The sequence below is a fragment of the Litorilinea aerophila genome (genome assembly GCF_006569185.2).
Classification (GTDB): domain Bacteria; phylum Chloroflexota; class Anaerolineae; order Caldilineales; family Caldilineaceae; genus Litorilinea; species Litorilinea aerophila.
Genome location: NZ_VIGC02000026.1, coordinates 70,438 through 96,690 on the forward strand (window position 1 = coordinate 70,438; position 26,253 = coordinate 96,690).

Genomic DNA, 26,253 nt, shown 5'->3' on the forward strand with positions numbered 1-26,253 from the left:
CAAACGGCTGGTGGAGATTGGGCCGGCCAAACCGGGCACCCGACCAGAGGAGATCATCGTGGCCGTGGGGCCCGCCTTTGGCAAGGAGTTGACCCGCACCATCGGCGGCCTGGACCACGAGGCGGTGCTGGCCGCCATCCTCACCGGCGTGGCCAGCGAGGGGCTGGTGGCCCGCATCGTCAAGGTCAAGCACAGCTCCGACTGCGCGGCCATCGCCACCGTGGGCGCCGAGCTGAGCGGCTCCGGCATTGCCATCGGCCTCCAGTCTCGGGGCACGGCCATGATCCAGAAGCGGGGGCTGGCCCGACTCAACAACCTGGAACTCTTCCCCCAATCCCCCAGCCTGACCCTGGACACCTACCGGGAGATGGGCCGCAACGCCGCTCGCTACGCGAAGGGCGAAAAGCCCAAACCGGTGGCCGTCAAAATCGACAACTGGGCGCGGCTCAAGCTCATCGTCAAGACCACCCTCCTCCACCAACGGGAGACCGAACAGGTCCGGGATGAGCCGCCCGCCGAACTCTTCTTCGACTGGGAGCCGGACGTATGAGCCAGAATGGACGCTACCGATACCCCCTGATGGACCATGCCCGGGAGTCCCTGCAGGCTGCCAGCGGCCGCAAGCTCAACGACATCGACCTGGAGGCTGCCGCTGCCGGCGAGCTAAATCCGGCCGACCTCCAGGTGGGGGCAGAGACCCTGCGGGCCCAGGCTGCCATTGCCGCCGAGGCCGGATTCCCCGAGCTGGCGGCCAACCTGACCCGGGCGGCCGAGCTGACCGCGGTGCCCAACGAGGAGCTGCTGCGCATGTACGAGCGCCTGCGGCCGGGCCGGAGCACCTACGACGAGCTGCTGGAGATGGCCCACACCCTGGAAGAGACCTACCAGGCCCCGGTGACCGCGGCCTTCGTGCGGGAGGCGGCCCACGTCTACCGCCTGCGCGGGCTTTTGAAGCGGACATGACCACCCTGCTGGCCCAGATTGCGCCCCAGCGCAGCACCCAGTACACGGAGCTGGCCACGACCCTGGCGCCCCACGAGCTGACCCTCAGCCCCGCCGGCAAAGCCCTGACGGAGCTGAAGCCGGTCACCCTGGGGGGGCAGCCGTACCTCCAGGCCACGCTCCAGCAGGCGTTGACCCCGGCCCTGGCCTGGGAGTTGGGCGCCCTGGCCACCACCAGCGCCTATTTCGAGTACCACGAGCAGGTGGGCGGTGTCCCGGGCCCGTGGCTGCGGCCCGTGGAGACTGGCTTCCGGCCGGCCCTGCCGCCGGAGCTGGCCCTGACCCGGCGCTACCGGGGCAAGACCAACGAGCTGTTCACCCACTTCCTCTGCAACCTGGCCCGCTTCAGCAGCGGCGTGGCTAACCTGCCCTGGCGCCAGCTCCGCCTGTTGGATCCCCTGGCCGGGGGCGGCACCACCCTCTTCACCGCCCTGGTGTTGGGCGCCGGGGCCGTGGCCGGCATCGAGCGGGCTCCCCAGGACGTAAAATCCACGGCCGCGTTCATCCGCCAGTTCATGCGGGAAAAGGGCATCGCCTGCCGGGTGAAGGAGGAGCGCCTGCGCAAGGTAGGCCAGCGCTGGACCTTCACCATCGGCAAGGAGGAACCCCAACGCTGCGTGCTGGCCCTGGGGGATACCGGCCAGGCCAACACCCTGGTGGCCGGCTTCAAGCCCCACCTCATGGTCACCGACCTGCCCTACGGCATTCAGCACAGCGGCGTCCTGGTGGACCTGCTCACCCTGGCGTTGCCGGTCTGGTCGTCCCTGCTGCCGCCCAGCGGCGTGCTGGTCTTCGCATGGGACGCCACCCGTTTTCCCCGGGAGAAGATGGCCACCCTGGTGGAATCGGTCAGCCCGCTGCGGGTGTTGCACAGCCCGCCCTATGATCGGTTGGCCCATCGGGTGGATCGGGTCATCAAAGTGCGGGATGTGCTGGTGGCCCGCCCGGGCTGAACCATATATCTTGCTAAATTTGCCCCCTTTGACGAGAAACCTGGTTTCAACTATAATGTAGACGCTCTGCCTCATCCGGCTAAATTACCCGATTACATTAATAGCATCACAGCCAACAGCCATAGTACCTATCATCCCCCAGGGAATTCGCCCGTTTCCACCGGAGAAGGGTGGCCGTGTCCCATGGTCTGCTCCTCTCCTTTGCTGTTAACTTTGCTCATTCCATCAAAGGAGGCAAATGTGTCCACACAACAATCTAAACCCTTCGGCAAGCGGCTTTCGCGACGGCAGGCGCTCCAGCTCATGGGGGGCATTACCGGTATGGCGGCGCTGGCAGCGTGCACCGCTGCGCCGGTGGCGCCAGCAACGGGCGGCGAAGGGGCAGCCGAACCGGCCCAGGTAGCCGGCACCATGCTGGTCGTCCATCGCCGTGAATACTTCAAGGAGATGGAGGACCTGTTCGCCCAGGCCGTCCAAAATTGGGCCCAGGAAAATAACGTCGAAGTTGAAACCTCCACCGTTGCCTCCGAAGCCTTTGAAGACTTCGTTGCCAAAACCCTGGCCGAGGTGCAGGCTGGCAACCCGCCGGACCTGATCTACCATGTGCGGCTGGTGCAGCAGCTCTATTTCTACGACGCCCTGGAGCCGGTCAGCGACACCGTGGAAAAGGCCATCGGCCTCTACGGCGAGCCTTCCCTGGGCCACCGTATGCAGAACTTCATCGACGGCGAGTGGTGGGGTATCCCCTACATCAACGGCGGCGGCGGCGAATTTGCCCGGCGCAGTGTCTTCGAAGGACAGGGCATCGATCCCCTGGAAGACCTGGTGACCTGGGACGACCGCCGGGATGCCTGTCTCCAGGTGACCGACGTGGCCGCCGAAATGTACGGCTGGGGTCGCACGGTCAACCGCAGCGGCGACGGCGCCGGCCTGGTGCAGGCGGTGATCCATGACTGGGGTGGCCACATCACCGACGAGAACATGACGGAAATCACCTTCAACTCGCCGGAGACGGTGGCGGCCGTGGCCTGGCTGACCGAGATTTACACCTCCGAGCAATATGCGCCCATGTTGCCGCCCGGCGTGATCAGCTGGACCGACTCCAGCAACAACGAGGCCTACCTGGCTGGCAACATCGCCTACACGGGCAACGCCGCCAGCGTCTACGCCAAAGCCAAGGCGGACCAGAACCCGGTCTTCGAGGACACGGTGGTGCTCAACGTCCCCGTGGGCCCCTATGGGCAGCCCCACATTGGGGCCGGTGGTGGTGGGCAGCTCCATGTGCCCAAGGGCGCCAAGCATGTGGAGCTGGCGAAAGAGCTTTCCCTCTATCTGTTGGAGCCGGATGTGTTCATCCCCATCTCCCTCATCTCTGCAGGCCTGTTCCTCCCGGCCTACCAGAAGTACTACGAGATGGATCCGGTGGTCCAGGCCTTTGAAGCGGATCCCAACCTGCAGCGGATGGGCGAGCAGCAGCTGGGCGACTATCCTGGTCTCTCCTGGCCGGCCCAGCCCAGCCCCTTCTTCGACGCCATTGCCGCCCAGTCCATCCTGACGGACATGATGGCCGAGACCATCACCCAGGGCGTCAGCCCAGAAGAAGCCGTGGCCCATGCCACCGACCGCATCATCCAGATCGCAGAAGAAATGGGTGCACTGGGCTAAGACAGGGCATCTTCACCCACGGGGCCCGGCCGAACGGCCGGGCCCCTCCAGCGGATGAAGGCAATTTGTATGTTCATTGAAAATCCACCAGAGTCCATCCAGCAGTTGACCCGGCTGTATCAGCAGGATCGGTTCCCCAACGGGCGACCACGAGTTCCCGATCACATCCTGGAACGGATGCAGAAGGTCACCACGGAGCAGGCCTGGTCTGTGTTACGGCGCCACGGCTACCATCATCAATTTGAAGGCGGCTGGTTCCAGACCCATCCCGATAAAATCCTGGTGGGACGGGCAGTGACGGCCATGTTGCTTCCCCAGCGGCCAGATCTGAACGACCTGGTGGAAGAGCTGGGCCGGGCTGAAGGCCGCATCGGCGGACAGAACTCGTGGGTCATCGATACGCTGGAGCCTGGCGACGTGATGGTGGTGGACATGTGGGGTAAAATTAAAGAAGGGACCTTCGTAGGCGATAACCTGGCCACCTCTCTGCGTACCCGCACCCGGGCCGGCGCTGTCCTCCACTGCGGCATCCGGGATTTCCAGGGAGTGCGTGAACTGGAAGATTTGCAGATCTTCTGCCGCGGCCTGGACCCAAGCGCCATCGCCAACTGCACCCTGGCCGGCATCAACATTCCTATTCGGATCGGTGAAACCACCGTGCTGCCGGGTGATGTGGTCCTGGGGACCCCAACCGGCGTCATCTTCATCCCTCCCCATCTGGCCGAGGAGGTGGTGGAGAGTGCGGAGCGGGTTCAGCTGCGGGATGAATTTGGCAAACTGCGCTTACAGCAAAAACGATATACCCCCGGAGAAATTGATCGAAAATGGCCCCCAGAAATCGAGGCCGACTTCGATGCCTGGTTAGCCGCCGGCAAACCACGGGACTGACGTATCCGGCCGTCATTCGACGGGAGTTTGAAGGAGACATTCAGTGGCAGAGAGAGCAGCACCTCTAGCAACCCGATATGCGGTCCGGCCCCAGCGCCACCTCTTGCGCCGCCTGTTGGGACGCGACTGGCAGATCGCCTTTGCCTTTGTCGCACCCATTCTCATTTTGATGGTGGTGTTCATCGCCTGGCCTTTCATCAAAGCCGTTTACACCAGCATGACCGTCCGAACCCTGGCCAGAGAGACGAAATTCGTCTGGTTTGACAACTACCTGCGTCTCTACAGCGACCCCTACTATCGGCAGGCTGTGCGCGCGACGGTGGTCTTTACGGCTGGCTCCATCGGCTTTAAAGTCCTGTTCGGCTTGATCGCGGCCCTTTTGCTCCATCAACAACGCCGCTGGCGCAACCTGCTCACCGGGCTGGTCCTGCTGCCCTGGATCATTCCCTCTGTGGTGCAGGCCCTGGCGTGGCGCTCCATCTATGACCCCCTCTTCGGCGGCCTCAACCCCATTTTGTTGGGGCTGGGTCTCATCAAGGAGCCCCTATCCTGGCTGGCCGACCCGAAGCTGGCCATGGCCGCGGTCATCTCGGTCAATGTCTGGGCCGGTATCCCCTTCTTCACCGTCAACATCCTGGCCGGGCTTTCCTCCATCGACAAGGAGCTGTATGAGGCGGCAGAAATCGATGGGGCCAACGCATGGAACCGCTTTGTCCATGTGACCTTGCCCGGGCTCCGCTATGTCCTGGCCGTGGCGACCCTGCTCTCCACCGTCTGGACTTTCAACAACTTCGAAACCATCTTCCTGCTGACCGGTGGCGGCCCTGGCAACGTGACCAAGGTCTACTCCATCATGGCCTACGAGAAGGCCATCCGCTCCCTGCAGTTTGGCCCCGGCACGGCTGTCGCCTTCAGCCTGCTGCCCATCCTGGTCTTCTTTATCCTGCTCCTCTCCCGCTACATGCGGCGGGACGTGGAACGGGACGACCTCAGCGGCACCTGGCAGGATGTGGTCATCGACGGCGTGGGGCGGCTGGTCTCCTTGATCGCAACGGTGGTGGCCGTGCCCCTGGGGTTGGTCTTCGGGGTTGTGAGCCGCATCCTCCCCAAAGGCCGGGCCAGCCAGCGCCGCAACCAGATGATCAACGGCCTGCTGCGGGGACTCCTGATGGTGGTGCTGTTGACCTTTATCCTCTTCCCCTTCTACTGGATCTTGATCACAGCCTTCAAGGGCAACCTGCAGATCGGCCAGCGGGAAGACATCTTCTGGCCCAACCCCTGGACCACGGAGCAGTTCTATCGCCTCTTCTATGAAGAACCCTTCCTGGTTTGGTTCAAGAATTCGACCATTGTGAGCGTCACCACAACGGTGCTGGCTGTGGTCATCGCCTGCCTCAGCGGCTACGCCCTGGCTCGCCTGCGCTTCCGCGGCGCCCAGACCATGACCACGGTGCTTCTCATCACCTACCTGCTGCCCGGCGCCCTGATGTTCATCCCCCTCTACGGCATCCTGGCCGACCTGGGCGTGATCAACACCCGGTGGGCCCTGATCCTGACCTACCCCACCGGCATGGTGCCCTTCTCCACCTGGCTGCTCATGGGCTACTACCGGTCCATCCCGGAAGAGCTGGAACATGCTGCCATGGTGGACGGTGCCAACCGGCTCCAGGCCTTCCTGCGGGTGACTCTGCCCCTGACTGCTCCGGCCCTTCTGGCGGTCACCCTCTTTGCCTTTACCAATGCCTGGAAGGAATTCCTCTTCGCCTTCGTCTTCATCACCAGCGAAAAACTCATGACCTTGCCGGTGGGTCTGGCCCAGACGATCTTTGGCGATATCTACCCCTGGGGCATGCTGATGGCAGCCTCCTTGCTCATCTCCATCCCGGTGGTCATTTTCTACATGTGGGGCCAGCGTTTCATGATCGCTGGCCTGACCGCTGGCAGCGTGAAAGGTTAGCTCGTATGCGCATCACCGACATGCATGTCACGCCCATTGCCATTGCCGATCCGCCCCTCCTCAACGCGGCGGGCCTGCATGCCCCCTATGCCCTGCGCACCATCGTCGAGATTGTGACCGACGACAACCTCTACGGCCTGGGCGAAGTGCCCGGCAGCGCCGCCACCACCGCCGCCCTGGAAGCGGCCCGGGAGGTGGTCGTGGGCAAGGATCCCTTCCAGCTCAACGCCATTCAGGCCGAGCTCATCGCCCACTTCGGCGAGGACGGCGCTGGCGCCCGGGGAGAAGCCCCCTGGGACAAGCGCCGCATGGTCCACGTCTACAGCGCCATCGAGGTGGCCTGCTTCGACCTCATGGGCAAGGCCACCGGCCGCCCCGTCTGCGATCTGTTGGGCGGCCGGGTGCGGGACCGGGTGGAGTTCTCCGCCTATCTGTTCTACAAGTACGAAGGTGCCGGCGGCGCCCTGGGCTTCGAGACCGACCCCAACGCCACCGGCTGGGCCGCAGCCCGCCAGCGAGCTGCCCTGGACCCGGAGGGCATCGTGGCCCAGGCCAAAGCCATGTGCGACGCCTTCGGCTTCCGTTCCATCAAGCTCAAGGGTGGGGCCATGCCGCCGGACGAAGAGGCCGATGCCATCCTGGCCCTGCGGGAGGCCTTCGGCCCGGGCACGCCCCTGCGTCTGGACCCCAACGCCATCTGGAAGGTGGAGACCGCCATCCGCATCGGCGAACGGCTGCGGGGCGTGCTGGAGTACTACGAAGATCCGGTGCGGGGCCAGGAGAACATGGCCAAAGTGCGAACGGCGCTGAAGGATATCCCCCTGGCCACCAACATGTGCACCACCTCCTTCGAGGACATCCCCGGCAGTGTCCGCCTCCACTCGGAGGACATCATCCTCAGCGACCACCACTTCTGGGGTGGGCTCCGGGCCTCGGTGGAGCTGGCCCGCATCTGCCGCACCTTCGGCCGGGGGCTCTCCATGCATTCCAACAGCCACGTGGGCATCTCCCTCATGGCCATGGCCCACCTGGCCGCGGCCACGCCCAACCTGACCTACGCCTGCGATACCCACTACCCCTGGCAGTCCGAAGAGCTGCTGGTGGGCGGCCGCATCCCCTTCGACGAAGGCTGCGTGGTGATCCCCAACGAGCCCGGCCTGGGCATCGAGCTGGACCGGGAGGCCCTGGCCCGGCTCCACGAGCAGTACAAGGCCTGTGGCCTCACCGAACGCAACGACGAGGTCGAAATGCAGAAGGTGCAGCCCGGCTGGAAGTTCCAGGCTACCCGCTGGTAACCGCTTCCCGAACAACCCGGTGAGCCTCACCGTAGGGCCCGGGGTGCGACCATGTGCCACATGCCGTGGTCGCTACCCCGGGCCCTGACCCTGTCTGGCCCCAAAGTCCGCCAGGAGATGAATCCCCAGGCTCTATGTAAACAAACCATGTAAACAAACCTGCTGAAGCAGGTTGACCCGCTCCGGCTGAACCGGCTTCCAGCCGGTTTGGTCCCCGCCAGGCACAGATTGAAATCTGTGCCGAGATCTAAAGCCGGGTGAAGGCCCCCGCGAACCGGGCGGCTCTGCTCGACTGTGCTATAATGCCTCCATCGGAAAGCGCCATCCACCATCACCAACGGAGGAATCGCATGATCGACCGCAGCGCCATCCTGGAAAAAGACCGGGAACACTGGCTCCATCCCCTGCACCATCCCAGCTCCCACACCGATCCCCTGATCTTCGAATCGGGCCACGGCGTGTGGCTGCGTACCGTGGACGGCAAAGAGCTCATCGACGGGCTGGCCGGGCTGTGGAACGTACTCCTGGGCCACGGCAACCAGGAGCTGGCCGAGGCCGCCCGGGAACAGATGAGCCGGCTGGCCTACTGCTCCAGCTACGCCGGCTCCGGCAACCTGCCGGCCATCGAACTGGCCGACCGCCTGGCCGGCTTCGCCTATCCCAGCCTGAACACCACTTTCTTCACCTCGGGTGGGGCCGAGTCCAACGAGAGCGCGTTCAAGACGGTGCGCTACTACTGGAAGCGCCTGGGCAAGCCGGACAAGGTGAAGGTCATCTCCCGGCAACACGCCTACCACGGCATCACCCTGGCCGCCATGAGCGCCACCGGCATGACCGCCTACTGGCCCATGTTTGAACCCCGGGTGCCCGGCTTCCTGCACATCCCCGCGCCCTACCCCTACCGCTACGCCGGCGACATCCAGCCGGGGGAGACGGTGGGCCAGGCCGCGGCCCGGGCCCTGGAAGAGGCCATCCTGCGGGAAGGCCCCGACACCGTGGGCGCCTTCATCGCCGAGCCGGTCCAGGGCGCCGGCGGCGTCATCGTCCCGCCGGACGACTACTTCCCCCGGGTACGGGAGATCTGCGACCGCTACGACGTGCTCTTCATCGCCGACGAGGTCATCACCGGCTTCGGCCGCACGGGCGACTGGTTCGCCCTGCGCCGCTGGGGCGTGGAGCCGGACATCATGTCCTTTGCCAAGGGCATCACCAGCGGCTACCTGCCCCTGGGCGGCATCCAGATCTCCGACAAAATCCGCGAAGTCATCATGAGCGCGCCGCCCAACGAGCGCTGGATGCACGCCTACACCTATTCGGGCCACCCCACCTGCTGCGCGGTGGCGCTCAAAAACCTGGAGATCCTCCAGCGCCTGGACCTGGCCAGCCATGCGGCCCGCATGGGCGCCCGCCTGCTGCAGGGGCTCCAGGGCCTGGCCGAGGAGTTCGAAATCATCGGCGACGTGCGTGGCCTGGGGCTCATGTGCGCCATCGAGCTGGTCAAGGACCGGGAGACCAAAGAGCCGGCCGGCCTGGGGGAACAGCTACGCCAGGCCTGCATCCAGCGGGGACTCTTCACCCGGGCCATCGGCGACATCTTCGCCTTCGCGCCGCCCCTGATCATCAGCGAAGAGGAAGTGGACCGCATGGTGGCCATCGTGGGCGAGTCCCTGGCTGCCATCATTGGCTGAGGAACGCCCCAGTCATGGAAGGCAGCTCGCCATGGCCCAGCGCGCATCTGTGCCCATCCTTGAATACGACCCCAGTGCCGAGGCCATCCTGGAGCCGAAGCGGCTCATCAAGCCCCACCCCCGCATGCCAGAACATGGGGTCATCACCTTCTTCCAGGATGTGATCGACCACTTTGTGGAGCAGGGCCTGGCCCGGGAGCTCACGGCCCTGAAAAGCGAGATGGGGCGACATCCCATCTACGTCCACCCCTGTCGGGGCCAGCGGGTCGCGCTCTTCCACCCCGGCATCGGCGCGCCCCTGGCCGCCGGCATGCTGGAGGAGGTCATCGCCCTGGGCTGCCGCAAGTTCATCGCCTGCGGCGGCGCCGGGGTCCTGAGCCGGAGCATCGCCATGGGCCATGTGCTGGTGCCCACCGCCGCCGTGCGGGACGAGGGCACCTCCTACCACTACCTGCCACCCTCGCGAGAAGTGGAGCCAGATCCCCAGGCCCTGGCCGCCATCGAGCAGACCTTGCAAGAGCGCCGGGTGGAGTACCTGCGGGTCAAGACGTGGACCACCGACGCCATCTACCGGGAGACCCGGGTCCGCATGGCCCTGCGCCGGGCCGAAGGCTGCGCCGCCGTGGAGATGGAGGCCGCCGCCCTCTTCGCCGTGGCCCGCTTCCGAGGGGTCCCCCTGGCCCAGCTCCTCTACGGCGGCGACAACCTGGACACCCGGGAGTGGGACAGCCGGGACTGGCAGCAAAACTGGAGCACCCGGGAGAAGCTGGTGGAGCTGGCCGCGGAGGCCTGCCTGCGACTGTAGCAAACCACGACAGGATTCACGCCATGAAGATCACCCGAATCGAATCCCTGACCTTCGAGCGCCTGCCCCGGCTTCTGCTGGTGCGGGTGCATACGGACGCCGGCCTCATCGGCCTGGGCGAAACCTACGACAAGGTGCCCGGCGCCCAGGGCGCCCTGCACGGCACCCTGGCGCCCATCCTGCTGGGCAACGACCCCCGGGACATCGAGCGGCTCTGGCACTTCTGTTTTGATAATATCCTCTACCACGGCTACGCCGGCGCAGAGCTGCGCGCCCTCTCCGCTGTGGAGATGGCCCTGTGGGACATCCTGGGCAAGTCCCTGAACGCGCCCGTCTACAAGCTGCTGGGTGGCGCGGTGCGCCCCAGCGTGAGCACCTACAACACCTGCATCGGCCACCCGCCGGTGGACGACTACAGCCGTTGGCACCAGGACGCCGGGGAACTGGCCCGGGAGCTGGCGGCAGAGGGCATCACCGGCGTCAAGATCTGGCCCTTCGACCGCTTCAGCGTGGAGAGCTTCGGCCAGTCCATCCGGCCAGAGCAGATCGAGGCCGGCCTGGAGCCCGTGCGCCAGATTCGCCAGGCCATGGGGACGGACTTCCGCATCGGCATCGAATGTCACTTCCGCTGGAACCGGGCCGCCATGGAGCAGATCTGCTATGCGCTGGAGCCGTACAACATCTACTTCGTGGAGGATCCCCTGCGCGCGGTCACGCCGGCGGAAATCAAGCGGCTGAGCCAGGCCACCCGCATCCCCATTGTGGGCAGCGAGACCTTGCTCAGTCGCTTTCAGATTCGAGACTGGATCGTGGAAGGCGCCACCCAGGTCGTCATGACCGACCTGGCCTGGACCGGCGGCATCGCCGAGACCAAACGGATCGCGGCCCTGGCGGAAGCCTTTGGCATCCCGCTGGTGCTCCACAATGCGGGCGGCCCCATCACCCACATGGCCTCCCTGCACGTGGCGGCCAACATCCGCAACCTCTTCGAACTGGAGACGGTGCGGGCCTTCTACCGCACCTACTTCCAGGAGCTGACCGACGTCCAGGTCCAGGTCCAGAACGGCCACGTGCCCCTGCCGCCGGACCGGCCCGGCCTGGGGGTGGAGCTGCTGCCCCAGGTGTGGGAGCGGGACGACCTGCGTGTCGCCGTCAGCGAAGGCGAAGGCAGGGCCGTGGGCATCCGGGAGATGGGCGATAGCTGGAGCCGGCCGGACATCCGCCTGTGAAGGGCGTCACCAGTTGGTGAACGACCCGTCCAGGCGGCGCAGGTGGGGCAGCTCGGTCATCTGGAAGGGATGTCTACGGGCTGCCTCCCGGTCGAATTCGATGCCCAGGCCGGGGCGGGTGGGCGCCAGGAGGTAGCCATCTTCCCACTCTGGCTGCACGGGCACCACGTCGGTGAGGGTGGTGCCGGGCTTGCGGGGCTGTTCCTGGACGCCCACGTTGGGCGTGGCCAGGTTGAGCTGGAGGCACGCCGCCGACGAGACCGGCCCCAGGGGGTTGTGCACGGCCAGCTTGATGTAGTGGGTCTCACACCAGCCGGCGATCTTCCGGGCCTCGGTGATGCCGCCCACGATGCACAGGTCGATGCGTGCGTAGTCGATCCATTCCTCCTCGATAAGTTGGCGAAATTCCCATTTTGAGCTAAACTGCTCCCCTGCAGCCAGCGGCACATGGGTACGAGGACGCAGGGTCTTGAAGGAGTCGGGATTCTCTGAGCGCAGGGGATCCTCGATGAAATATGGCCGGGTGTCCTCCACCTCCCGGCACAGCCAGAGGGCGTCGGGCAGGTCCAGGCGGGTGTGCACGTCGAAGCAGATCTCAATCTCATCCCCCACCGCTTCCCGCACCGCGTGGAACTGCTTGATGGCGGTCAGCACGGCCTGCCGTGGCTCCAGAATGGGGCCATCCTGGGGGAGGCCCCAACGCACAAACTTCCAGCCTTCTTCCTTGGTTTCCAGACAAGATTCCACCAACGGTTCGATCTCCATGGCGTGCCCCCGGTTGTGGGGATAGCAGACCACCTTCTCACGCACCTTACCACCCAACAGTTCGTAGACGGGCACGCCCAGGGCTTTGCCTTTGATGTCCCACAGCGCGATGTCGATGGCAGAGATGGCCGCGCTCAGGATCCGTTGGGCGGGGAAGAAACCGCCCCGAAAGAGGGTCTGCCAGATGTGCTCGATGTTGGCGGGGTTCTGGCCGATGAGCAGGGGCTTGAAGTGTTCGATGGCGCCCATGACGGCCAGCTCCCGGCCGGTAATGCCCGCCTCGCCGACGCCGTAGATTCCTTCGTCCGTATCCACCACGACAAAGAGGAAGTTCCGATGGCCACCCCAGACGGGATAGGCCTCCACGTTGGTGATTTTCATGAGTCAAACTCCTGGAATTCAGAGGCGATGGAATGGGATATGCAGTTGAGGTCAACAAGCCGATGAACGCCGGCAACGGGTGCGAGGGGAGCCGGGCACCCTGAAAAGTAGCCGGCCCTTCCTTTCTAACAGATCTGGGTCAAAATGACAACAATGAGCCCACGGTAGCAACGCCGCAAGGGCAGCGAAAAGGCGACTCCGGTCTGGCGTAAATACCACGGCAGAAATTCGGCGACACGACCTCCGGTGAATACTATTGCCGAATTCCTGCCGGGATTTACTCCATTTTTCGCTGCGTTCTTTTCGCCGGCTTCCGGGGCTCACATCCTTTTGGCCGTTCATCCAATCATCCAAGTTCCTCTTCAATCCACCTGAAGGAAGTATCGTATGACCACCAGTGTCGAACAGAACGTCAACACCTACTCCCGTCCCTCGGACCTGAAGATCACCGACCTGCGCATCGCCAACCTGGCGGGGCTGCCCATGCGCTGCACCATCATCCGCATCGACACCAACCAGGGCATCTCCGGCTACGGCGAGGTACGGGATGGGGCCAGCAAGACCTACGCGCTGCTGCTGAAAAGCCGGCTGCTGGGTGAGAACCCCTGCAACATCGACAAGATCTTCCGCAAGATCAAGCAGTTCGGCCACCACGCCCGCCAGGCCGGCGGCGTCTGTGGCGTGGAGATGGCACTCATGGACCTGGCCGGTAAGGCCTACGGCGTGCCCGCCTATCAACTGGCCGGCGGCAAGTTCCGGGACAAGATCCTCTGCTACTCGGACACCCCCAGCGTGCCCGACGGCAAGGAGATGGGCCGGCGCCTGAAGGCCCGCATGGAGCAGGGCTTCAAGTTCCTGAAGATGGACGTGGGCATCGGCCTGCTGCGGGATGTGCCCGGCGCCCTCATCGCGCCGCCGGGCATGCTGGAGACCCGCACCGTGATGCACCAGTTCACCGGCATCCAGATCACCGACAAGGGCATCGACCACCTCTGCCAGTACGTGGCCGACGTGCGCAGCGAAATCGGCTATGAGATCCCCCTGGCCGTGGACCACTTCGGCCACATCGGCCTCAAGTCCTGCATCCGCCTGGGCAAAGCCCTGGACCAGTTCACCCTGGCCTGGTACGAGGACATGATCCCGTGGCAGTTCCCGGAACAGTGGGCCCAGCTCACCCAGGCCGTGGACACGCCCACCTGCACCGGCGAGGACATCTACCTGAAGGAAGGCTTCAAGCCCCTGCTGGAGCACCACGCGGTGGACATCATCCACCCCGACCTGGCCAGCTCCGGCGGCATCCTGGAGACCAAGAAGATCGGGGACATGGCCCAGGACTATGGCATCGCCATGGCCATGCACATGGCCGGCTCGCCCATCTCCTGCCTGGCCAATGTCCACTGCGCCGCGGCCACCGAAAACTTCCTGGTGCTGGAGAACCACTCGGTGGACATCCCCGAGTGGAACGAGCTGGTGACCGGCCTGCCCAATCCCCTGATCCAGGATGGCTACATCCAGGTGCCGGAGAAGCCCGGCCTGGGCTTCGATGACATCAACGAGGAGCTCTTCCGCAAGTACCTGGATCCCCGGGATCCCATCTACTTCGACCAGCCCACCGATGCCTGGGACAACGAGTGGTCCTGGGATCGGCTCTGGAGCTGACATTTTACCAGGAGGTTATTCATGCAGTATGCCAATCTGGGCCGCACCGGCCTGAAAGTGAGCCGGCTCTGCCTGGGGACCATGAATTTCGGCCCCCACACCAGCGAAGCCGATAGCCACGCCATCATGGATCGGGCCCTGGAGCTGGGCATCAACTTCTTCGACACGGCCAATCGCTACGGGCGGGACATCAGCCTGGGCTACACCGAGGAGATCATCGGCCGCTGGCTGGCCAAGGGCGGCCGGCGGGACCGCATCGTCCTGGCCACCAAGGTCTACGGGGCCATGGGCGAGGGGGTCAACGACCGGGGCCTCTCCGCCTACCACATCCGCAAGGCGTGCGAGGACAGCCTGCGGCGCCTGCAGACAGACCACATCGACCTGTACCAGATGCACCACGTGGATCGCAGCACGCCGTGGGAGGAGATCTGGCAGGCCATGGAGCAGTTGGTGCGGGAAGGCAAGGTGATCTACGTGGGGAGCAGCAACTTCGCCGGCCTCCACATTGCCCAGGCCCAGTTCGCAGCCGAAAAGCGCCACTTCCTGGGGCTGGTCTCGGAGCAGAGTCTGTACAACCTGAGCGCGCGCATGGTGGAGCTGGAGCTGATCCCCGCCTGCCGGGCCTTTGGCCTGGGCCTCATCCCGTGGAGCCCCCTGGGCGGCGGGCTGCTGGCCGGCGCGCTGCAGAAGGCCCAGGAGGGCCGGCGCGCCTCAGAACGCATGCAGGTCCGCATCGAGGCCCACCGCGGCCAGCTGGAAGCGTACGAAGATCTGTGCCGCCGACTGGGAGAAGAGCCGGCCAACGTGGCCCTGGCCTGGCTGCTCCACAACCCCGCGGTGACCGCGCCCATCATCGGCCCCCGCACTTTGGAACAGCTGGAAGGCAGCCTGCGCGCCCTGGAAATTCAGCTCTCCGAGGAGGTGCTGGCCGAACTGGACCGCATCTGGCCGGGGCCGGGCGGCGAAGCGCCAGAGGCGTATGCGTGGTGACTGGGGGATCAGGCATTGGGTAACCCGGTGATTGGGGGATTGGGGGCCTCACGGCCTGTCGCCCAATCCCCCAATCACCTGCCCCCCATTCACCTCTTCGGATCCTGCACCCCGGCAGCCACCAGGATGCCCAGGAAGCCCACCCCGGCAATGAACAGAAAGCCGGCGCGGTAGCCATCCACCGCCTGGGACGAGTGGGCCAGGGCCTGCTGCAACACCACGCCCCCCAGGGTCGTCCCCAGGATGTTGCCGAAGAAGCGGGTCATGCTGTAGAGGCCGGCCGCCGCGCCGGACTGCTCGGCCGGGATGCGGTCCATGGCGGCGCTGTGGAGGACGGCCAGGGAAAGGCCGGCGCCAGCTCCATGCGCCATGAGGGCCAGGGCAATGAGGGGCAAGGGGACGGTCGCGGGTAGCAACCCCAGCACCACCATCATGGTGATTTGGGTGCTCATCCCCAGGACCATGGTCCAGCGCCGGCTCCAACGGTCGCCCAGGGTGCCGCCCAGGCGTACCGTGGTCAACAGCGCGCCGGCGTGAAGGGTGACCATGATGCCGGTGGAGGTGGCCTGCAAGCCGTGGACGTCGGCCAGGTAGAGGGGGACCAGGAAGCTGATGCCGCTCATGGTGAACATGCGCAGGGCTGCACCTACCGACGCCCGGGTGAAGTTCCCAATCCGAAAAATGTCCAGGGTGGCCAGGGGATTGGCGTGGTGCCGCTCCCAGAAGAAGAACGCCGTGAAAAAGGCCACCGTCAGCAACAGCAGGCGCCAGTCCTGCAGGGGCTCCACCCCGGTGATGGCCCGGCTGGAGAGGTAGGCCACCAGGCTGGTCACCCCGCTGCCCAACAGGAACATGCCCATCCAGTCGAACTTGCGCAGAAAATCAGGATCCCGGAAGGGGCGCATGGCCGGCAGTTGCTCCCGCACCACGTAGAGGGCGATGGGGGCGGCCAGCACCCCGGGGATGAAGATGGTGTGCCAGCCCCAGCGTTCGATCAGGAAGCCCCCCAGAAAGGGCCCGATCATGGAGATGGCCGGCCCGGTGGAGCTCCATGTGCCCAGGGCATTGCCCCGTTCCCGGGCCGGGAAGAGGTCGGAGATGATGGCGATGCAGAGGGGGTTCACCCCTGCGGTGCCGATGCCCTGGATCACCCGGCCCAGCATCAGCACCGGCAACGTCGGCGCCCACAGACAGATGAGGGTGCCGATGAGGAAAATGACGATGCCGATGAGAAAGAGGCGGCGCTTGCCCAGGCCGTCCCCCATGCGCCCGTAGAAGGGCATGAAGATGACGAAGGGCAGGGTATAGGCGGTCACCAGCCACGCCATCAGGTCGGCCGGAGCGTTGAAGCTGTCCCGCACATAGGGCAGGGCCACACCGAACATGGAGAGGTTCAGGATGGTCATGCCCATGGGCACCATCAGGCCGATGAGGATGGCCCGAAAGTTCCAGCTCTGGGCCGGGCGTACGGCTATCTCGGCGGGCCGGGGATTTCGTTTCGACGAGGTCACTGCGGCGTCCTGCTCGCGGGTGGGAGAGGTAGATTCCACAGATTTCATGGATGCTTTGTCCCAGCGGTCACGACTTTGGGTGTTGACACTTTGGGTGTTGACACCGCCCACTATAACACGCCACAGGAGCAACAACCAACAAAATGAGCGACCGGATCCGGAGCATTGAAGTCTTTCCCCTCCAGATTCCCCGGGAGACTCCCTACCTGGGCCCCCTGGAAGCCGGGGTGGTCCCCAGCCCCCGGGGTTACTTCGTTCGGCCGGGCAATCAGACCCTCTACAGCATCCACGACCACTCGCTGCTGGTCAAGGTGACCAGCGAGGGAGGCGTGGTGGGCTGGGGGGAAAGCTTCGGCGTGGTGGCCCCGCAGGTGGCGGCCACCATCATCGACGAGCTCTTCGCCCCCCTGGTCATCGGCCGGGATCCCCACGATGTGGTGGCCATCAGCGAGGATCTGTACAACGGCATGCGGGTGCGGGGCTTCTTCGGCGGCTTCTACGTGGACGCCATCGCCGGCGTGGACATGGCCATCTGGGACCTGCGGGGCAAGCTCACCGGGCTGCCGGTCTGCAAGCTGCTGGGGGCTCAACGCCACAGCCGCCTGCCGGTCTACGTCTCCGGCCTGCCCCGGGCGACCCTGCCGGAGCGGGCGGCCCTGGCCCGGGACTGGATCGACAAAGGCTTTGGCGCGGTCAAGTTCGCCGCGGCCGTGGCCCACGAGGGCGAAGTGGCCGAGATCCAGGCCATTCGGGAGGCGGTGGGGCCGGGCCCCAAAATTCTGGCCGACCTCCACTGGCGCTACACCGACCAGGAGGCCATCCAGCTCATCACGGCCATGGAGCCGTATGGCCTGTACGTGGCCGAGGCGCCGGTCCAATCCGAAGATCTGGAGGGGCAGGCCCGGGTGGCCGCGGCGGTGAAGACGCCCATCGCCATCGGCGAGGAGCTGCGCACCGTCTACGAATACCGGCCCCGTTTTGTCCACCGCTGCATGAGCATCATCCAGCCGGAGATGGCCCACATGGGCATCACCTTCTTCTGGCAGGTCTGCCAGATGGCCCAGGCCTTCCACTGTCGGGTCATGCCCCACGCTACCATCGGCATCGGCATTGCCCAGGCAGCCAGCATGCACGTCTCCGCCGCGCTCCAGAACTTTGTCATGCACGAGTACCAGCACTCCATCTTCGACCGCAACCTGCGCTTTGTCACCGGCACCATGCGCTGCCAGGCCGGCTACTTCTATCTGCCCGAAGGGCCGGGCCTGGGCGTGGCGCCCACCGACGAGGTGTTGCAGTATGTGATGGGTGAATAGAAAGGATCAACGAGCATGTCCCAACGGCCCAACGTTCTTCTGGTCACCACCGATCACTGGCCCGCGGCCCTGCTGGGCGTGGCCGGCCATCCGGTCATCGAGACGCCCACCCTGGATCAGCTGGCCCGCAACGGCGTGCGCTTCACCAACGCCTACAGCGAGTGCCCTGTCTGCATCCCGGCCCGGCGCACCCTCATGACCGGTACCGCGCCCCGTACCCACGGCGACCGCACCTTCCAGCCCACCCTGCCCATGCCCCCACACCTGCCTACCCTGGCCCAATGCTTTCGAGACGCCGGCTACCAGGCCTACGCGGTGGGGAAGCTCCACGTCTACCCCCAGCGGGATCGCATCGGCTTCGACGACGTCATCCTGGCCGAGGAGGGGCGCCCCCAGTTCGGCGTCATCGACGACTACGAGATCTTCCTGGGCGAACAGGGCTACCCGGGCCAATCCTTCGGCCACGGCATGTGCAACAACGAGTACCTGTCCCGGCCCTGGCATCTGGAGGAGCGACTCCACGTGACCAACTGGGCCACCCAGCAGATGGCCCGCATGATCCGGCGCCGGGATCCCACCCGGCCGGGCTTCTGGTATCTCTCCTACTGCCATCCCCACCCGCCCCTGGCGCCCCTGCAGGCCTATCTGGACCTGTACCGGGACCTGGCGCCGGACAGGCCCTACGTGGGCGATTGGGCAGAGGAGGATACGGACAGCCTGCCGTACGCGCTGCAGGCCGTGCGAGCCCACTGGGGCCCCTTCCGCCCAGAGCAGATCGACCGCATCCGCCGTGCCTTCTACGCGCTCTGCACCCACATCGACCATCAGCTGCGGGTGGTCATCGGCACCCTGCGGGAGGAGGGGATCCTGGACAACACCATCATCCTCTTCACCGCCGACCACGGGGACATGTTGGGCAACCACGGGCTGTGGGCCAAGCGGCTCTTCTACGAGTATTCGGCCAACATTCCCATGATCCTGGTAGGGCCGGCGGGTGATGAACGGGTGGGCCACCATCGGGTGGACGAGCGGCTGGTGGGCTGGCAGGATGTGATGCCGACCCTCCTGGAGCTGGCGGGCCTGCCGGTACCGGAGACAGTGGACGGGCTCAGCATGGTGGGATCGCAGCGGCGCCAGTGGCTCTACGGGGAATTTGGCGAAGGGCCGGTGGCCACCCGCATGGTCCACGACGGCCGCCACAAGCTCATCTACTACCCCACCGGCAACCACATCCAGCTCTTCGACCTGGCCGAGGATCCCCAGGAATGTCACGACGTGGCCCGGGCGGCCGGGTACGCGTCCATCCGCGCCGGATTGATCGAGCGGCTCATGGGCGAACTGTACGGCAGCGACGAGGGCTGGATCCAGGGGGATCAACTGGTGGGGGAGCCGGCACAGCCGTACCGGCCGCGACCCAACCGGGGTCTCTCCGGCCAGCGGGGCCTCCACTGGCCGCCGCCGCCCCTGGAACTCTCCGGCCAGGTGGTGGGTGCGCCGTAGTAAATTCCGGCAGAAATTAATTCGGCGGCACTCCCTCTGGTGGAACCTATCGGTGAATTTTTGCCGTGGTATTTATGCCAGACTGTACCAGGGTGCGCCCACCGGCGGGAGAGGGGGGCGCACCGCCTCCCCCAGGGATCCGTCCTGTGGAAAGATACCTGCCGAAAAGTTGACGCAGATCTCGTCAGATTGGCGTAGGGCTGCCGTTGGGTTTCCGCCCGGTATCAGCCCGCCCCTTTCTGTTATATTTGGGCCAGAAAGATGGGCGCCGCTTATCGGGGGACGCCATGTTGAAGAAGCCATTTCAAATGACTTCTGAGATGTGGTGGCGGTTGCCCATCTTTTCCTTTTCCTCCAATTTCCTTCAGCGGCCCCCCACCCTTGCACCTTTGCGTTGAAAACACCCCTCTATCTTCGCGCTTCCTCCTTTGCGCTGCGCCTTTCGATCGAGTTTGCTTGTCACCCGGCCCATCTCCCGGTACAATGGATGTGTCACCGGCCCACGGCACGTCCGGCACCTCACCTCATCCTCCCCTGTGCACGAACCAGGAAAGGGGTGTCCCTGTTCGTCTCGCGTCCATCGTGCACGCGGCTGGACAGGCGCGAACGGGATGTGCGTCACTGCACAGCCGCCCGGTAGCTTTCTCAACAGCACCCGCCTTCGTTTCCCTCCTATGCTGGTAGCACCCGGGCGTGAATCCCCCAAAACCACGTCCGCAAGAACGGTCCCCCTCTCCGCAGTCGGCTGCGTTTTGTTCCCAACCGTAAAGGAGCAACGCTCCATGAACCAGATTTCATTTTCCTTGCTTGGAAAGTTATCCGGCTGCTGCGACGGGGCGGAGATCCCGGGGCTGGAGCTGCACCGGGTCCAGGAGCTGCTGTGCTACCTGCTCATCTACCGGCGCCGAAACCACAACCGGGAACAGCTGGCCTCGGTCCTCTGGGGGGAAACTTCCACCGCCCAGTCCAAAAAAAATCTGCGCCAGACCATCTGGCAACTGCAGACGGCCCTCCACCAGGAGCGCCAGCCTGTCCTGGCCCGGCTTTTGATGGTGGACAACGAGTGGATTCAGGTGAACCCGGATGCTTCCTACTGGCTGGACATCGCCGTGCTGGAGGATGCCTTCCTGGCCGTCCAGGCGGTGCCCGACAGCCATTTGACGGCCGAACAGAAGCGCCTGCTGGAAGAGTCGGCCGGGCTCTACCGGGGCGACCTGCTGGAAGGCTGGTACCAGGAGTGGTGTATCTTCGAGCGTGAACGGTACCGGAGCATGTACCTGGCCATCCTGGACAAATTGATCGGCTACAGCGAAGCCCACGGCGAGTATGAGGCCGGCCTCCTCTTCGGCGCCCAGGTCCTGCGCTTCGACCGGGCCATGGAGCGCGCCCACCGGCGGCTCATGCGCCTCCACTACCTGGCCGGCAACCGCACCGCAGCCCTGCGCCAGTATGAGCTCTGCCTCCAGGCCCTGCGGGAAGAGCTGGATGTGGAACCCGCCCAGAGCACCCAACAGCTCTACCGCCAGATCTGCGCCGACGAGCACGATCAGATCGCGGGTACCCCCCTGCCCCCAGCCAGCCCACCCCCCACTCCTCCCGCCACGGGCACCTCCCCGGCCATCCAACAGCTCCTCCAGCTCCGGATTACCCTGGCCGCGCTGCAACAGCAGCTTGACCAGTGCGTCAAAGCCCTGGAACAGACCCTCACCAGCCGCCACTGAGACCAGTTGTCCTGTAGAGGCGCACGGTCGGTAGAGACGCACGGTCGGTAGAGACGCACGGTCGGTAGAGACGCACGGTCGTGCGTCTCTACTACACGCACGCGCCACGCCCAATCCGCGACGCAAGTGAAGACGCTGCCAAGACGCTCCCCGGCACGCCCCTGGGCTATCCTTCAGGCCATCAATCAGGAACACGCTCGTCCCTCATCCTCCGCATCAACCTATCTGGAGTTGGAATGGATTCCTATGAACCGGGCGCCCACTCCTTCGTTCTCAAGATCTGGATCGAAGAAAGCGGGGACGCCGCCATCCCAACCAAGTGGCGTGGACACATCACCCACGTGCCCAGTGGACAACGCCGCTATTTCGAAGCCCTGGAGGAGATCATCCACTTCGTCCAGCCGTACCTGGAGGAGATGGGCGTCCAGTTCGCCCCCCGGCAGGGCCTGCCGCAGCGCTGGTTGAAATGCCTGCGGCATCGCCTGACCAGATAGGGGAAAGCCTTTCCGGGGAATCCAGGCTCTCCCCGGCCTTCGACTGCAGGAACCAAGGTCCCTATGGCCAATGTCTTCGCAATTCACTCGGTGGGCAACTCCCTGGCCACCTACCTCCGCAACTCCTACCCGGAACCCCTGCGCACGGATCACCCGTGCCAGTTCCGCCTGCTCTCCAGCGGCGAGCTGGCCGACCTGGGCGAGATCGACACCTCCCTCACCCTCTACCTCTACCGGGTGACCATGAACGAACATGTGCGCAACCGCAACCGGGCCACCCACATGGACGAGCATGACGTCCCCCTGGCCGTGGACCTCCACTACCTGCTCACCGTGTGGTCCAACAGCGCCCTGGCCGAACAGACCATCCTGGCCTGGGCGGTGCGCCAGCTCTACCTCTTCCCCACCCTGAGCGCCTCCTCCCTCACCCCGGAAGCCGGCTGGGGAGACAACGACATCATCCAGGTGGTGCCGGCGGAGCTGAGTACCGAAGATCTCATGCGCATCTGGGACGCGCTGGACCCCACCTACCGCCTGAGCGTCCCCTACGTGGCCCGGGTGGTGCGCATTGACCCCGACACGCCAGCCGACGGGCGTCCGGTGGTGGCCACCCGCCTGGCATGGACGGACCGCTACCCGTCCGGGGAGGCTCGGCCATGAGGTGGGAAACGGTGGAGCGGCGTATCGTCGCAGCCCTGCAGCCGGTGGAAGTCAACACCGGCCGCCCGGTGACCACGCCGGTCCTCATCCGGGGCCAGGGCATCCGCCAGGTGCGCAAGCCCGGCGGGGTGACGGTCATCACCCGCGCTCCGCAGCTGGAGGCCTACGTCCAGCGCTTCGAGGCGCCGCCGGCCCAGCCCGCCCCTGGCACGGTGGCCCTGCCCCTGGATCTGGAGGATCCCCGGGGCCGCTACCTGCCCCGGCGCTACCTCCTCCGGCTGCCCCGGCCCCCTGGCGACGGCCCCGAAGCCCTCTTCCGGGCCCAGGCCATCCCCCTCTACCCCAGCCCGTCGGGCCCGGTGCCGGCCGGTGCGGCGGTTCTGCGGGTCACAGTGACCGACGGCGACGGCACGCCCCTGCCCGCCGCATACCTGCGGGTGCTGCGCACGGTCAACGGGAACACCACCGTCCTGGCCCGGGGGCTCACCGACTGGCGAGGGCGGGCCCGGGGCGAAGGCCTCATCTGCGTGCCCGGCATCCCGGTCACCACCTGGGGCGAGGAGAACGGCGCCGACCAGCCCGTGCTCCTCACCACCGTGGACGCGGAACTGGAAGCCAGCTTCGACGCGTCCCTGGCCCTGGCAGAGGAGCCCCCGGCGGCTGGCGCCTTTCCCAACCCGGATGTCCTGGAACAAAACCTTGCCGCCCTACCCAACGCCCGGATCCCGGTCAGCCTGGCGTCCGGCCGGACCCTGACCGTGACCCTCGTCATCAACCTGCCTTGAAAGGAGGTCTGTCATGCCTGAATATCTGGCCCCTGGTGTCTACGTGGAGGAGGTCAGCTTCCGCCCCAAATCCATCGAGGGCGTCAGCACCAGCACCACGGCCTTTGTGGGCCCCACCCGCCGCGGCCCCCTGACGGGCACGCCCGAAGTGGTCACCAGCTTTGGCGAGTTTGCCCGCATCTACGGTGGGATGGCCAACCTCTCCTTCGCAGAGGGCACAGACGCCAATCCGCCGGTGATCAACTACATGGCCCACGCGGTGCGCAGCTTTTTCGACAACGGCGGCGCCCGGCTCTACATCGCCCGCACCTTCGTGCCCCGGGCCGGCAACAATGGGGTGGCCCAATCCCCCCTGGTGGTGGACGACGGTGGCAACACCGTGCGCTTCCGGGCCCGTATGCCGGGCTCCGGCCTCAACGGCCGGGTCCGGGTCTTTGAAAAGCTGACCCCGGCAGAGGACGCCACCATGAACGCGGCGCCCGTGGGCTCCCTCCTGCGCCACCTGGGTGGCCCCGATGTGGCCCAGCCCGCTTCCCTCACCGGCGGCACGCCTCCCTTCAGCCTCAACAACGGCGACCAGCTCAGCCTGACCCTGGACGCGGGCAACCGCACCGTCACCTTCACCGGCACGCCCGCGGAAGTCACCAGCGCGGCCCTGGCCGATCCCCTCACCATTCCGCCGAACACGGTGCTCAACGTCAACATCGGCGGCCTGGCCCAGAGCATCCCCCTGCCGGCCGGCGACATCGCCCTGGCCGACCTGGTCAACACCTTGAACGTCCAGCTCCGGGGTGGGTACGCCCGCCTGGAGGGGGCAGACCAGCTGGTCATCGGCAGCGATGTGCGGGGGACGGCCGGCTCGGTGATCGTGGGCGACAATCCCACCCTGGGCTTCCCGGGCGGAGCCAGCGCCAACGGCGCCGGCAACGTGGCCAACCTGGCCGATGTCCGCATCACCGAACTCAACACCCTGCTGGAAGCGGCCGGCGGCGGCGTGGTGGCCAGCCTCTCGGCCGACAACCGGCTGGTGCTCTCCACCACCGCCACCGGCGTGGCTGCCACCCTCCAGGCCAACGACACGCCGGCCCGGGCTGCCCTGGGGCTCCCCGCCACCCCGGCCACCGGAGCTGACGGCTTCGTGCCCCAGTATTTCCAGAAGACGGCCACCGGCTGGCTGGGCGAGGATGGGGTCACCACGCCGCCCCCCCGCACCGACACCACCCGCCGCCACCTGGTCACCGTCAATGTGGAGGCAGCCGACCAGGACGGCAACGCCATCCTCTACGAAGATCTGGGCCTGAGCCCGGCCCACCCCCGCTACATCGGCGAGGTCCTCCGGGCCACGCCCACCCGTCTCAGCGACGCGCTCCAGAACCCCTACGCCATGGAGGTCGCCGGCACGGTCACGCCCTTCCAGCTGCATCGGGGGCTGACGGCTGGCGGCGGTGTCATCGCCCTCAGCGGCGGCAACGACGGCATCGAGCCCCCGGCCAGCGTGGCCCCGGGCGCGGTGGGTGCGGTGGGCTATGCCGAGGGCCTGACCCTGCTGGAGGACATCGAGGATATCTCCATCGTAGCCGCGCCCGGCTACTCCGCCTACGCTGGCTACCAGGGCATCCAGAACCAGCTCCTCATCCACGCCGAAAACATGAAGTATCGCATCGCCGTGTTGGATTCGCGCCAGGGGCTGGAGCCCGGCGAGGCCCGGCGAGATCGCAGCCTCATGGATTCCAAATACGGTGCCTTCTACTACCCGTGGGTGATCATCCCCAACCCCCTGGCCCGGCCCGGCGACGAACGCACGCCCAAGGAGATCGCGGTGCCGCCTTCGGGCTTTGTGACCGGCATCTATGCCCGCAACGACATCCAGCGGGGCGTGTGGAAGGCGCCGGCCAACGAAGTGGTGCGGGGTGCCCTGCGCTTCGAGCGGGAGATCAACCACGCGCAGCAGGAAACCCTCAACCCCGACGGCGTCAACTGCCTGCGCTACTTCTTCGGCCGGGGCTTCCTCCTCTGGGGGGCGCGCACCGTCTCCTCTGACCCAGAGTGGAAGTACGTCAACGTGCGTCGCTATTTCAACTATCTGGAGCGCTCCATCGACCGCTCCACCCAGTGGGTGGTCTTCGAGCCCAACGGGGAACGGCTCTGGGCCAACATCCGGGAGACGGTCTCCGCCTTCCTGTACAACGAGTGGCGCAGCGGCGCCCTTCTGGGCACCCGGCCCGAAGAAGCCTACTTCGTCCGCTGCGACCGTTCCACCATGACCCAGAACGACCTGGACAACGGCCGCCTGATCTGTGAAATCGGGGTGGCCGTCCTCTACCCGGCCGAGTTTGTCATCTTCCGCATCGGCCAGAAGACGGCCGACGCCCGATCCTAACCTAACGCCTGACGGAAAGGAACGCAGCCATGCCTGAACGGGATCTGCCCTATGGCGTCTTCAACTTCCTGGTGGCCTTCGACGGCGACGAGCGCACCTTCGGCGGGTTCTCCGACGTGTCCGGCCTGGGCACCGAGCTGACCATCGCCGAATACCGCAACGGCAGCGACAGCGAAAACCACGTGCGCAAAATCCCCGGCCTCCACAAGGTGACCGACGTCACCCTGAAGCGGGGCATCATCGACTCGGAAGCCCTGTGGACCTGGTTCAAGGATGCCCACACCCAGGGCCCCAGCGCCAAGAAGAACGTGACCATCACCCTCCTGGACGAGGCCCGCAACAGCGTACAACAGTGGTCCCTCCAGGGAGCCCTGCCCATGAAGTACACCGGGCCGACCCTGGCCGCCAAGGGCGGGCAGGATGTGGCCATGGAGGAGCTGGTCCTCTCGGTGGAAGGTTTCGACATCAGCCGAAGCTAATCAATAATCTAGCCACACATCACTTTGGGAAGTAAGTCGTGAAACGAATAGGGACGGGTTGTCCGAGCCTGATACAACGTTCGATCCAGTCCCAACCGATGCGAAAGTAGCTCTTGTCCCGACGGCTCTTGAC

At 65.6% G+C, this 26,253-nt stretch carries 22 protein-coding genes; 20 read left to right on the forward strand and 2 right to left on the reverse strand.

Annotated features, from left to right (window positions below; genetic code table 11):
• The first annotated feature begins 64 nt into the window (after nt 1-64).
• The 10 genes from FKZ61_RS24510 to FKZ61_RS17985 all read left to right on the forward strand — a co-directional run bounded on the left by FKZ61_RS24510 (nt 65) and on the right by FKZ61_RS17985 (nt 11,482).
• On the forward strand, nt 65-550 hold the full coding sequence (locus FKZ61_RS24510) for a glycerol dehydratase reactivase beta/small subunit family protein (protein ID WP_407659957.1): 486 nt from the start codon (nt 65-67) through the stop codon (nt 548-550).
• Nucleotides 547-963: a diol dehydratase small subunit gene (locus FKZ61_RS17945; RefSeq protein WP_141611518.1), complete on the forward strand. Its 417-nt coding sequence runs from the start codon at nt 547-549 to the stop codon at nt 961-963. Before FKZ61_RS24510 ends, FKZ61_RS17945 begins: the two co-directional genes overlap by 4 nt.
• Nucleotides 960-1,955 (forward strand): TRM11 family methyltransferase, encoded by a 996-nt coding sequence (locus tag FKZ61_RS17950; protein ID WP_141611519.1) that lies wholly within the window; start codon nt 960-962, stop codon nt 1,953-1,955. Before FKZ61_RS17945 ends, FKZ61_RS17950 begins: the two co-directional genes overlap by 4 nt.
• A 240-nt stretch (nt 1,956-2,195) precedes the next feature.
• Nucleotides 2,196-3,620, forward strand: coding sequence for an ABC transporter substrate-binding protein (locus tag FKZ61_RS17955; RefSeq protein WP_170199945.1), 1,425 nt, complete (start codon nt 2,196-2,198; stop codon nt 3,618-3,620).
• 69 nt (nt 3,621-3,689) lie between these two features.
• Nucleotides 3,690-4,508 (forward strand): RraA family protein, encoded by an 819-nt coding sequence (locus FKZ61_RS17960; protein WP_141611521.1) that lies wholly within the window; start codon nt 3,690-3,692, stop codon nt 4,506-4,508.
• 43 nt (nt 4,509-4,551) lie between these two features.
• Nucleotides 4,552-6,465, forward strand: a complete 1,914-nt coding sequence (locus FKZ61_RS17965) for an ABC transporter permease (protein ID WP_211358622.1) — start codon at nt 4,552-4,554, stop codon at nt 6,463-6,465.
• Between the two features lie 5 nt (nt 6,466-6,470).
• A complete protein-coding gene (locus tag FKZ61_RS17970) occupies nt 6,471-7,760 on the forward strand; it encodes an enolase C-terminal domain-like protein (RefSeq protein WP_141611522.1) in 1,290 nt (429 codons plus the stop codon).
• A 350-nt stretch (nt 7,761-8,110) separates the two neighbouring features.
• Entirely contained in the window at nt 8,111-9,448 is a 1,338-nt protein-coding gene (locus tag FKZ61_RS17975) for an aminotransferase family protein (protein WP_141611523.1), read from the forward strand.
• 31 nt (nt 9,449-9,479) lie between these two features.
• Complete coding sequence (locus FKZ61_RS17980) at nt 9,480-10,253, forward strand: nucleoside phosphorylase (RefSeq protein WP_141611524.1); 774 nt, start codon at nt 9,480-9,482, stop codon at nt 10,251-10,253.
• Between the two features lie 23 nt (nt 10,254-10,276).
• On the forward strand, nt 10,277-11,482 hold the full coding sequence (locus tag FKZ61_RS17985) for a mandelate racemase/muconate lactonizing enzyme family protein (protein ID WP_141611525.1): 1,206 nt from the start codon (nt 10,277-10,279) through the stop codon (nt 11,480-11,482).
• A 6-nt stretch (nt 11,483-11,488) separates the two neighbouring features.
• Here FKZ61_RS17985 and dgoD read toward each other — a convergent pair whose 3' ends face one another.
• Nucleotides 11,489-12,628: a galactonate dehydratase gene (dgoD, locus tag FKZ61_RS17990; protein WP_141611526.1), complete on the reverse strand. Its 1,140-nt coding sequence runs from the start codon at nt 12,626-12,628 to the stop codon at nt 11,489-11,491.
• A 387-nt stretch (nt 12,629-13,015) separates the two neighbouring features.
• On the opposite strand from dgoD, the gene FKZ61_RS17995 reads away from it, so the two are divergent.
• Together FKZ61_RS17995 and FKZ61_RS18000 are read left to right on the forward strand one after the other, a co-directional pair.
• Nucleotides 13,016-14,287 carry a mandelate racemase/muconate lactonizing enzyme family protein gene (locus FKZ61_RS17995; protein WP_141611527.1) on the forward strand — a complete coding sequence of 424 codons (1,272 nt, stop codon included), beginning with the start codon at nt 13,016-13,018 and terminating at the stop codon, nt 14,285-14,287.
• A 21-nt stretch (nt 14,288-14,308) separates the two neighbouring features.
• A complete protein-coding gene (locus FKZ61_RS18000; RefSeq protein ID WP_141611528.1) occupies nt 14,309-15,277 on the forward strand; it encodes an aldo/keto reductase in 969 nt (322 codons plus the stop codon).
• Nucleotides 15,278-15,366: 89 nt separating this feature from the next.
• Here FKZ61_RS18000 and FKZ61_RS18005 read toward each other — a convergent pair whose 3' ends face one another.
• Nucleotides 15,367-16,836, reverse strand: coding sequence for an MFS transporter (locus FKZ61_RS18005; RefSeq protein WP_141611529.1), 1,470 nt, complete (start codon nt 16,834-16,836; stop codon nt 15,367-15,369).
• A 95-nt stretch (nt 16,837-16,931) separates the two neighbouring features.
• Between FKZ61_RS18005 and FKZ61_RS18010 the strand changes: the two genes are divergently transcribed.
• From FKZ61_RS18010 to FKZ61_RS18045, 8 genes are all read left to right on the forward strand, one after another.
• Complete coding sequence (locus tag FKZ61_RS18010) at nt 16,932-18,101, forward strand: mandelate racemase/muconate lactonizing enzyme family protein (RefSeq protein ID WP_141611530.1); 1,170 nt, start codon at nt 16,932-16,934, stop codon at nt 18,099-18,101.
• A 15-nt stretch (nt 18,102-18,116) separates the two neighbouring features.
• The gene (locus FKZ61_RS18015) at nt 18,117-19,601 is read left to right on the forward strand and encodes a sulfatase-like hydrolase/transferase (RefSeq protein WP_141611531.1); all 1,485 of its coding nucleotides are present in this window, start codon (nt 18,117-18,119) and stop codon (nt 19,599-19,601) included.
• Nucleotides 19,602-20,383: 782 nt separating this feature from the next.
• Nucleotides 20,384-21,322, forward strand: coding sequence for an AfsR/SARP family transcriptional regulator (locus FKZ61_RS18020; RefSeq protein ID WP_170199947.1), 939 nt, complete (start codon nt 20,384-20,386; stop codon nt 21,320-21,322).
• Nucleotides 21,323-21,558: 236 nt separating this feature from the next.
• Nucleotides 21,559-21,816, forward strand: coding sequence for a hypothetical protein (locus FKZ61_RS18025; protein WP_141611533.1), 258 nt, complete (start codon nt 21,559-21,561; stop codon nt 21,814-21,816).
• A gap of 63 nt (nt 21,817-21,879) precedes the next feature.
• Complete coding sequence (locus tag FKZ61_RS18030; protein WP_141611534.1) at nt 21,880-22,476, forward strand: DUF4255 domain-containing protein; 597 nt, start codon at nt 21,880-21,882, stop codon at nt 22,474-22,476.
• On the forward strand, nt 22,473-23,261 hold the full coding sequence (locus tag FKZ61_RS18035; RefSeq protein ID WP_141611535.1) for a hypothetical protein: 789 nt from the start codon (nt 22,473-22,475) through the stop codon (nt 23,259-23,261). The genes FKZ61_RS18030 and FKZ61_RS18035 overlap by 4 nt, the downstream gene beginning before the upstream one ends.
• A gap of 13 nt (nt 23,262-23,274) precedes the next feature.
• Nucleotides 23,275-25,641 carry a phage tail sheath family protein gene (locus FKZ61_RS18040; protein ID WP_141611536.1) on the forward strand — a complete coding sequence of 789 codons (2,367 nt, stop codon included), beginning with the start codon at nt 23,275-23,277 and terminating at the stop codon, nt 25,639-25,641.
• Nucleotides 25,642-25,670: 29 nt separating this feature from the next.
• Nucleotides 25,671-26,120: a phage tail protein gene (locus FKZ61_RS18045; RefSeq protein ID WP_141611537.1), complete on the forward strand. Its 450-nt coding sequence runs from the start codon at nt 25,671-25,673 to the stop codon at nt 26,118-26,120.
• The last annotated feature ends 133 nt before the right edge of the window (nt 26,121-26,253 follow it).

What these genes read in the sequence shown, in the direction of transcription:
- FKZ61_RS18015 (WP_141611531.1), top strand. Translation starts at nt 18,117, where the DNA reads ATGTCCCAACGGCCCAACGTTCTTCTGGTCACCACCGATCACTGGCCC.
- FKZ61_RS18035 (WP_141611535.1), top strand. Translation starts at nt 22,473, where the DNA reads ATGAGGTGGGAAACGGTGGAGCGGCGTATCGTCGCAGCCCTGCAGCCG.
- FKZ61_RS17975 (WP_141611523.1), top strand. Translation starts at nt 8,111, where the DNA reads ATGATCGACCGCAGCGCCATCCTGGAAAAAGACCGGGAACACTGGCTC.
- FKZ61_RS17945 (WP_141611518.1), top strand. Translation starts at nt 547, where the DNA reads ATGAGCCAGAATGGACGCTACCGATACCCCCTGATGGACCATGCCCGG.
- FKZ61_RS17960 (WP_141611521.1), top strand. Translation starts at nt 3,690, where the DNA reads ATGTTCATTGAAAATCCACCAGAGTCCATCCAGCAGTTGACCCGGCTG.
- FKZ61_RS18040 (WP_141611536.1), top strand. Translation starts at nt 23,275, where the DNA reads ATGCCTGAATATCTGGCCCCTGGTGTCTACGTGGAGGAGGTCAGCTTC.
- FKZ61_RS17980 (WP_141611524.1), top strand. Translation starts at nt 9,480, where the DNA reads ATGGCCCAGCGCGCATCTGTGCCCATCCTTGAATACGACCCCAGTGCC.
- FKZ61_RS17985 (WP_141611525.1), top strand. Translation starts at nt 10,277, where the DNA reads ATGAAGATCACCCGAATCGAATCCCTGACCTTCGAGCGCCTGCCCCGG.
- FKZ61_RS18045 (WP_141611537.1), top strand. Translation starts at nt 25,671, where the DNA reads ATGCCTGAACGGGATCTGCCCTATGGCGTCTTCAACTTCCTGGTGGCC.
- FKZ61_RS18030 (WP_141611534.1), top strand. Translation starts at nt 21,880, where the DNA reads ATGGCCAATGTCTTCGCAATTCACTCGGTGGGCAACTCCCTGGCCACC.
- FKZ61_RS18000 (WP_141611528.1), top strand. Translation starts at nt 14,309, where the DNA reads ATGCAGTATGCCAATCTGGGCCGCACCGGCCTGAAAGTGAGCCGGCTC.
- FKZ61_RS18020 (WP_170199947.1), top strand. Translation starts at nt 20,384, where the DNA reads ATGAACCAGATTTCATTTTCCTTGCTTGGAAAGTTATCCGGCTGCTGC.
- dgoD (WP_141611526.1), bottom strand. Translation starts at nt 12,628, where the DNA reads ATGAAAATCACCAACGTGGAGGCCTATCCCGTCTGGGGTGGCCATCGG.
- FKZ61_RS18005 (WP_141611529.1), bottom strand. Translation starts at nt 16,836, where the DNA reads ATGAAATCTGTGGAATCTACCTCTCCCACCCGCGAGCAGGACGCCGCA.
- FKZ61_RS17970 (WP_141611522.1), top strand. Translation starts at nt 6,471, where the DNA reads ATGCGCATCACCGACATGCATGTCACGCCCATTGCCATTGCCGATCCG.
- FKZ61_RS17995 (WP_141611527.1), top strand. Translation starts at nt 13,016, where the DNA reads ATGACCACCAGTGTCGAACAGAACGTCAACACCTACTCCCGTCCCTCG.
- FKZ61_RS18025 (WP_141611533.1), top strand. Translation starts at nt 21,559, where the DNA reads ATGGATTCCTATGAACCGGGCGCCCACTCCTTCGTTCTCAAGATCTGG.
- FKZ61_RS18010 (WP_141611530.1), top strand. Translation starts at nt 16,932, where the DNA reads ATGAGCGACCGGATCCGGAGCATTGAAGTCTTTCCCCTCCAGATTCCC.
- FKZ61_RS17950 (WP_141611519.1), top strand. Translation starts at nt 960, where the DNA reads ATGACCACCCTGCTGGCCCAGATTGCGCCCCAGCGCAGCACCCAGTAC.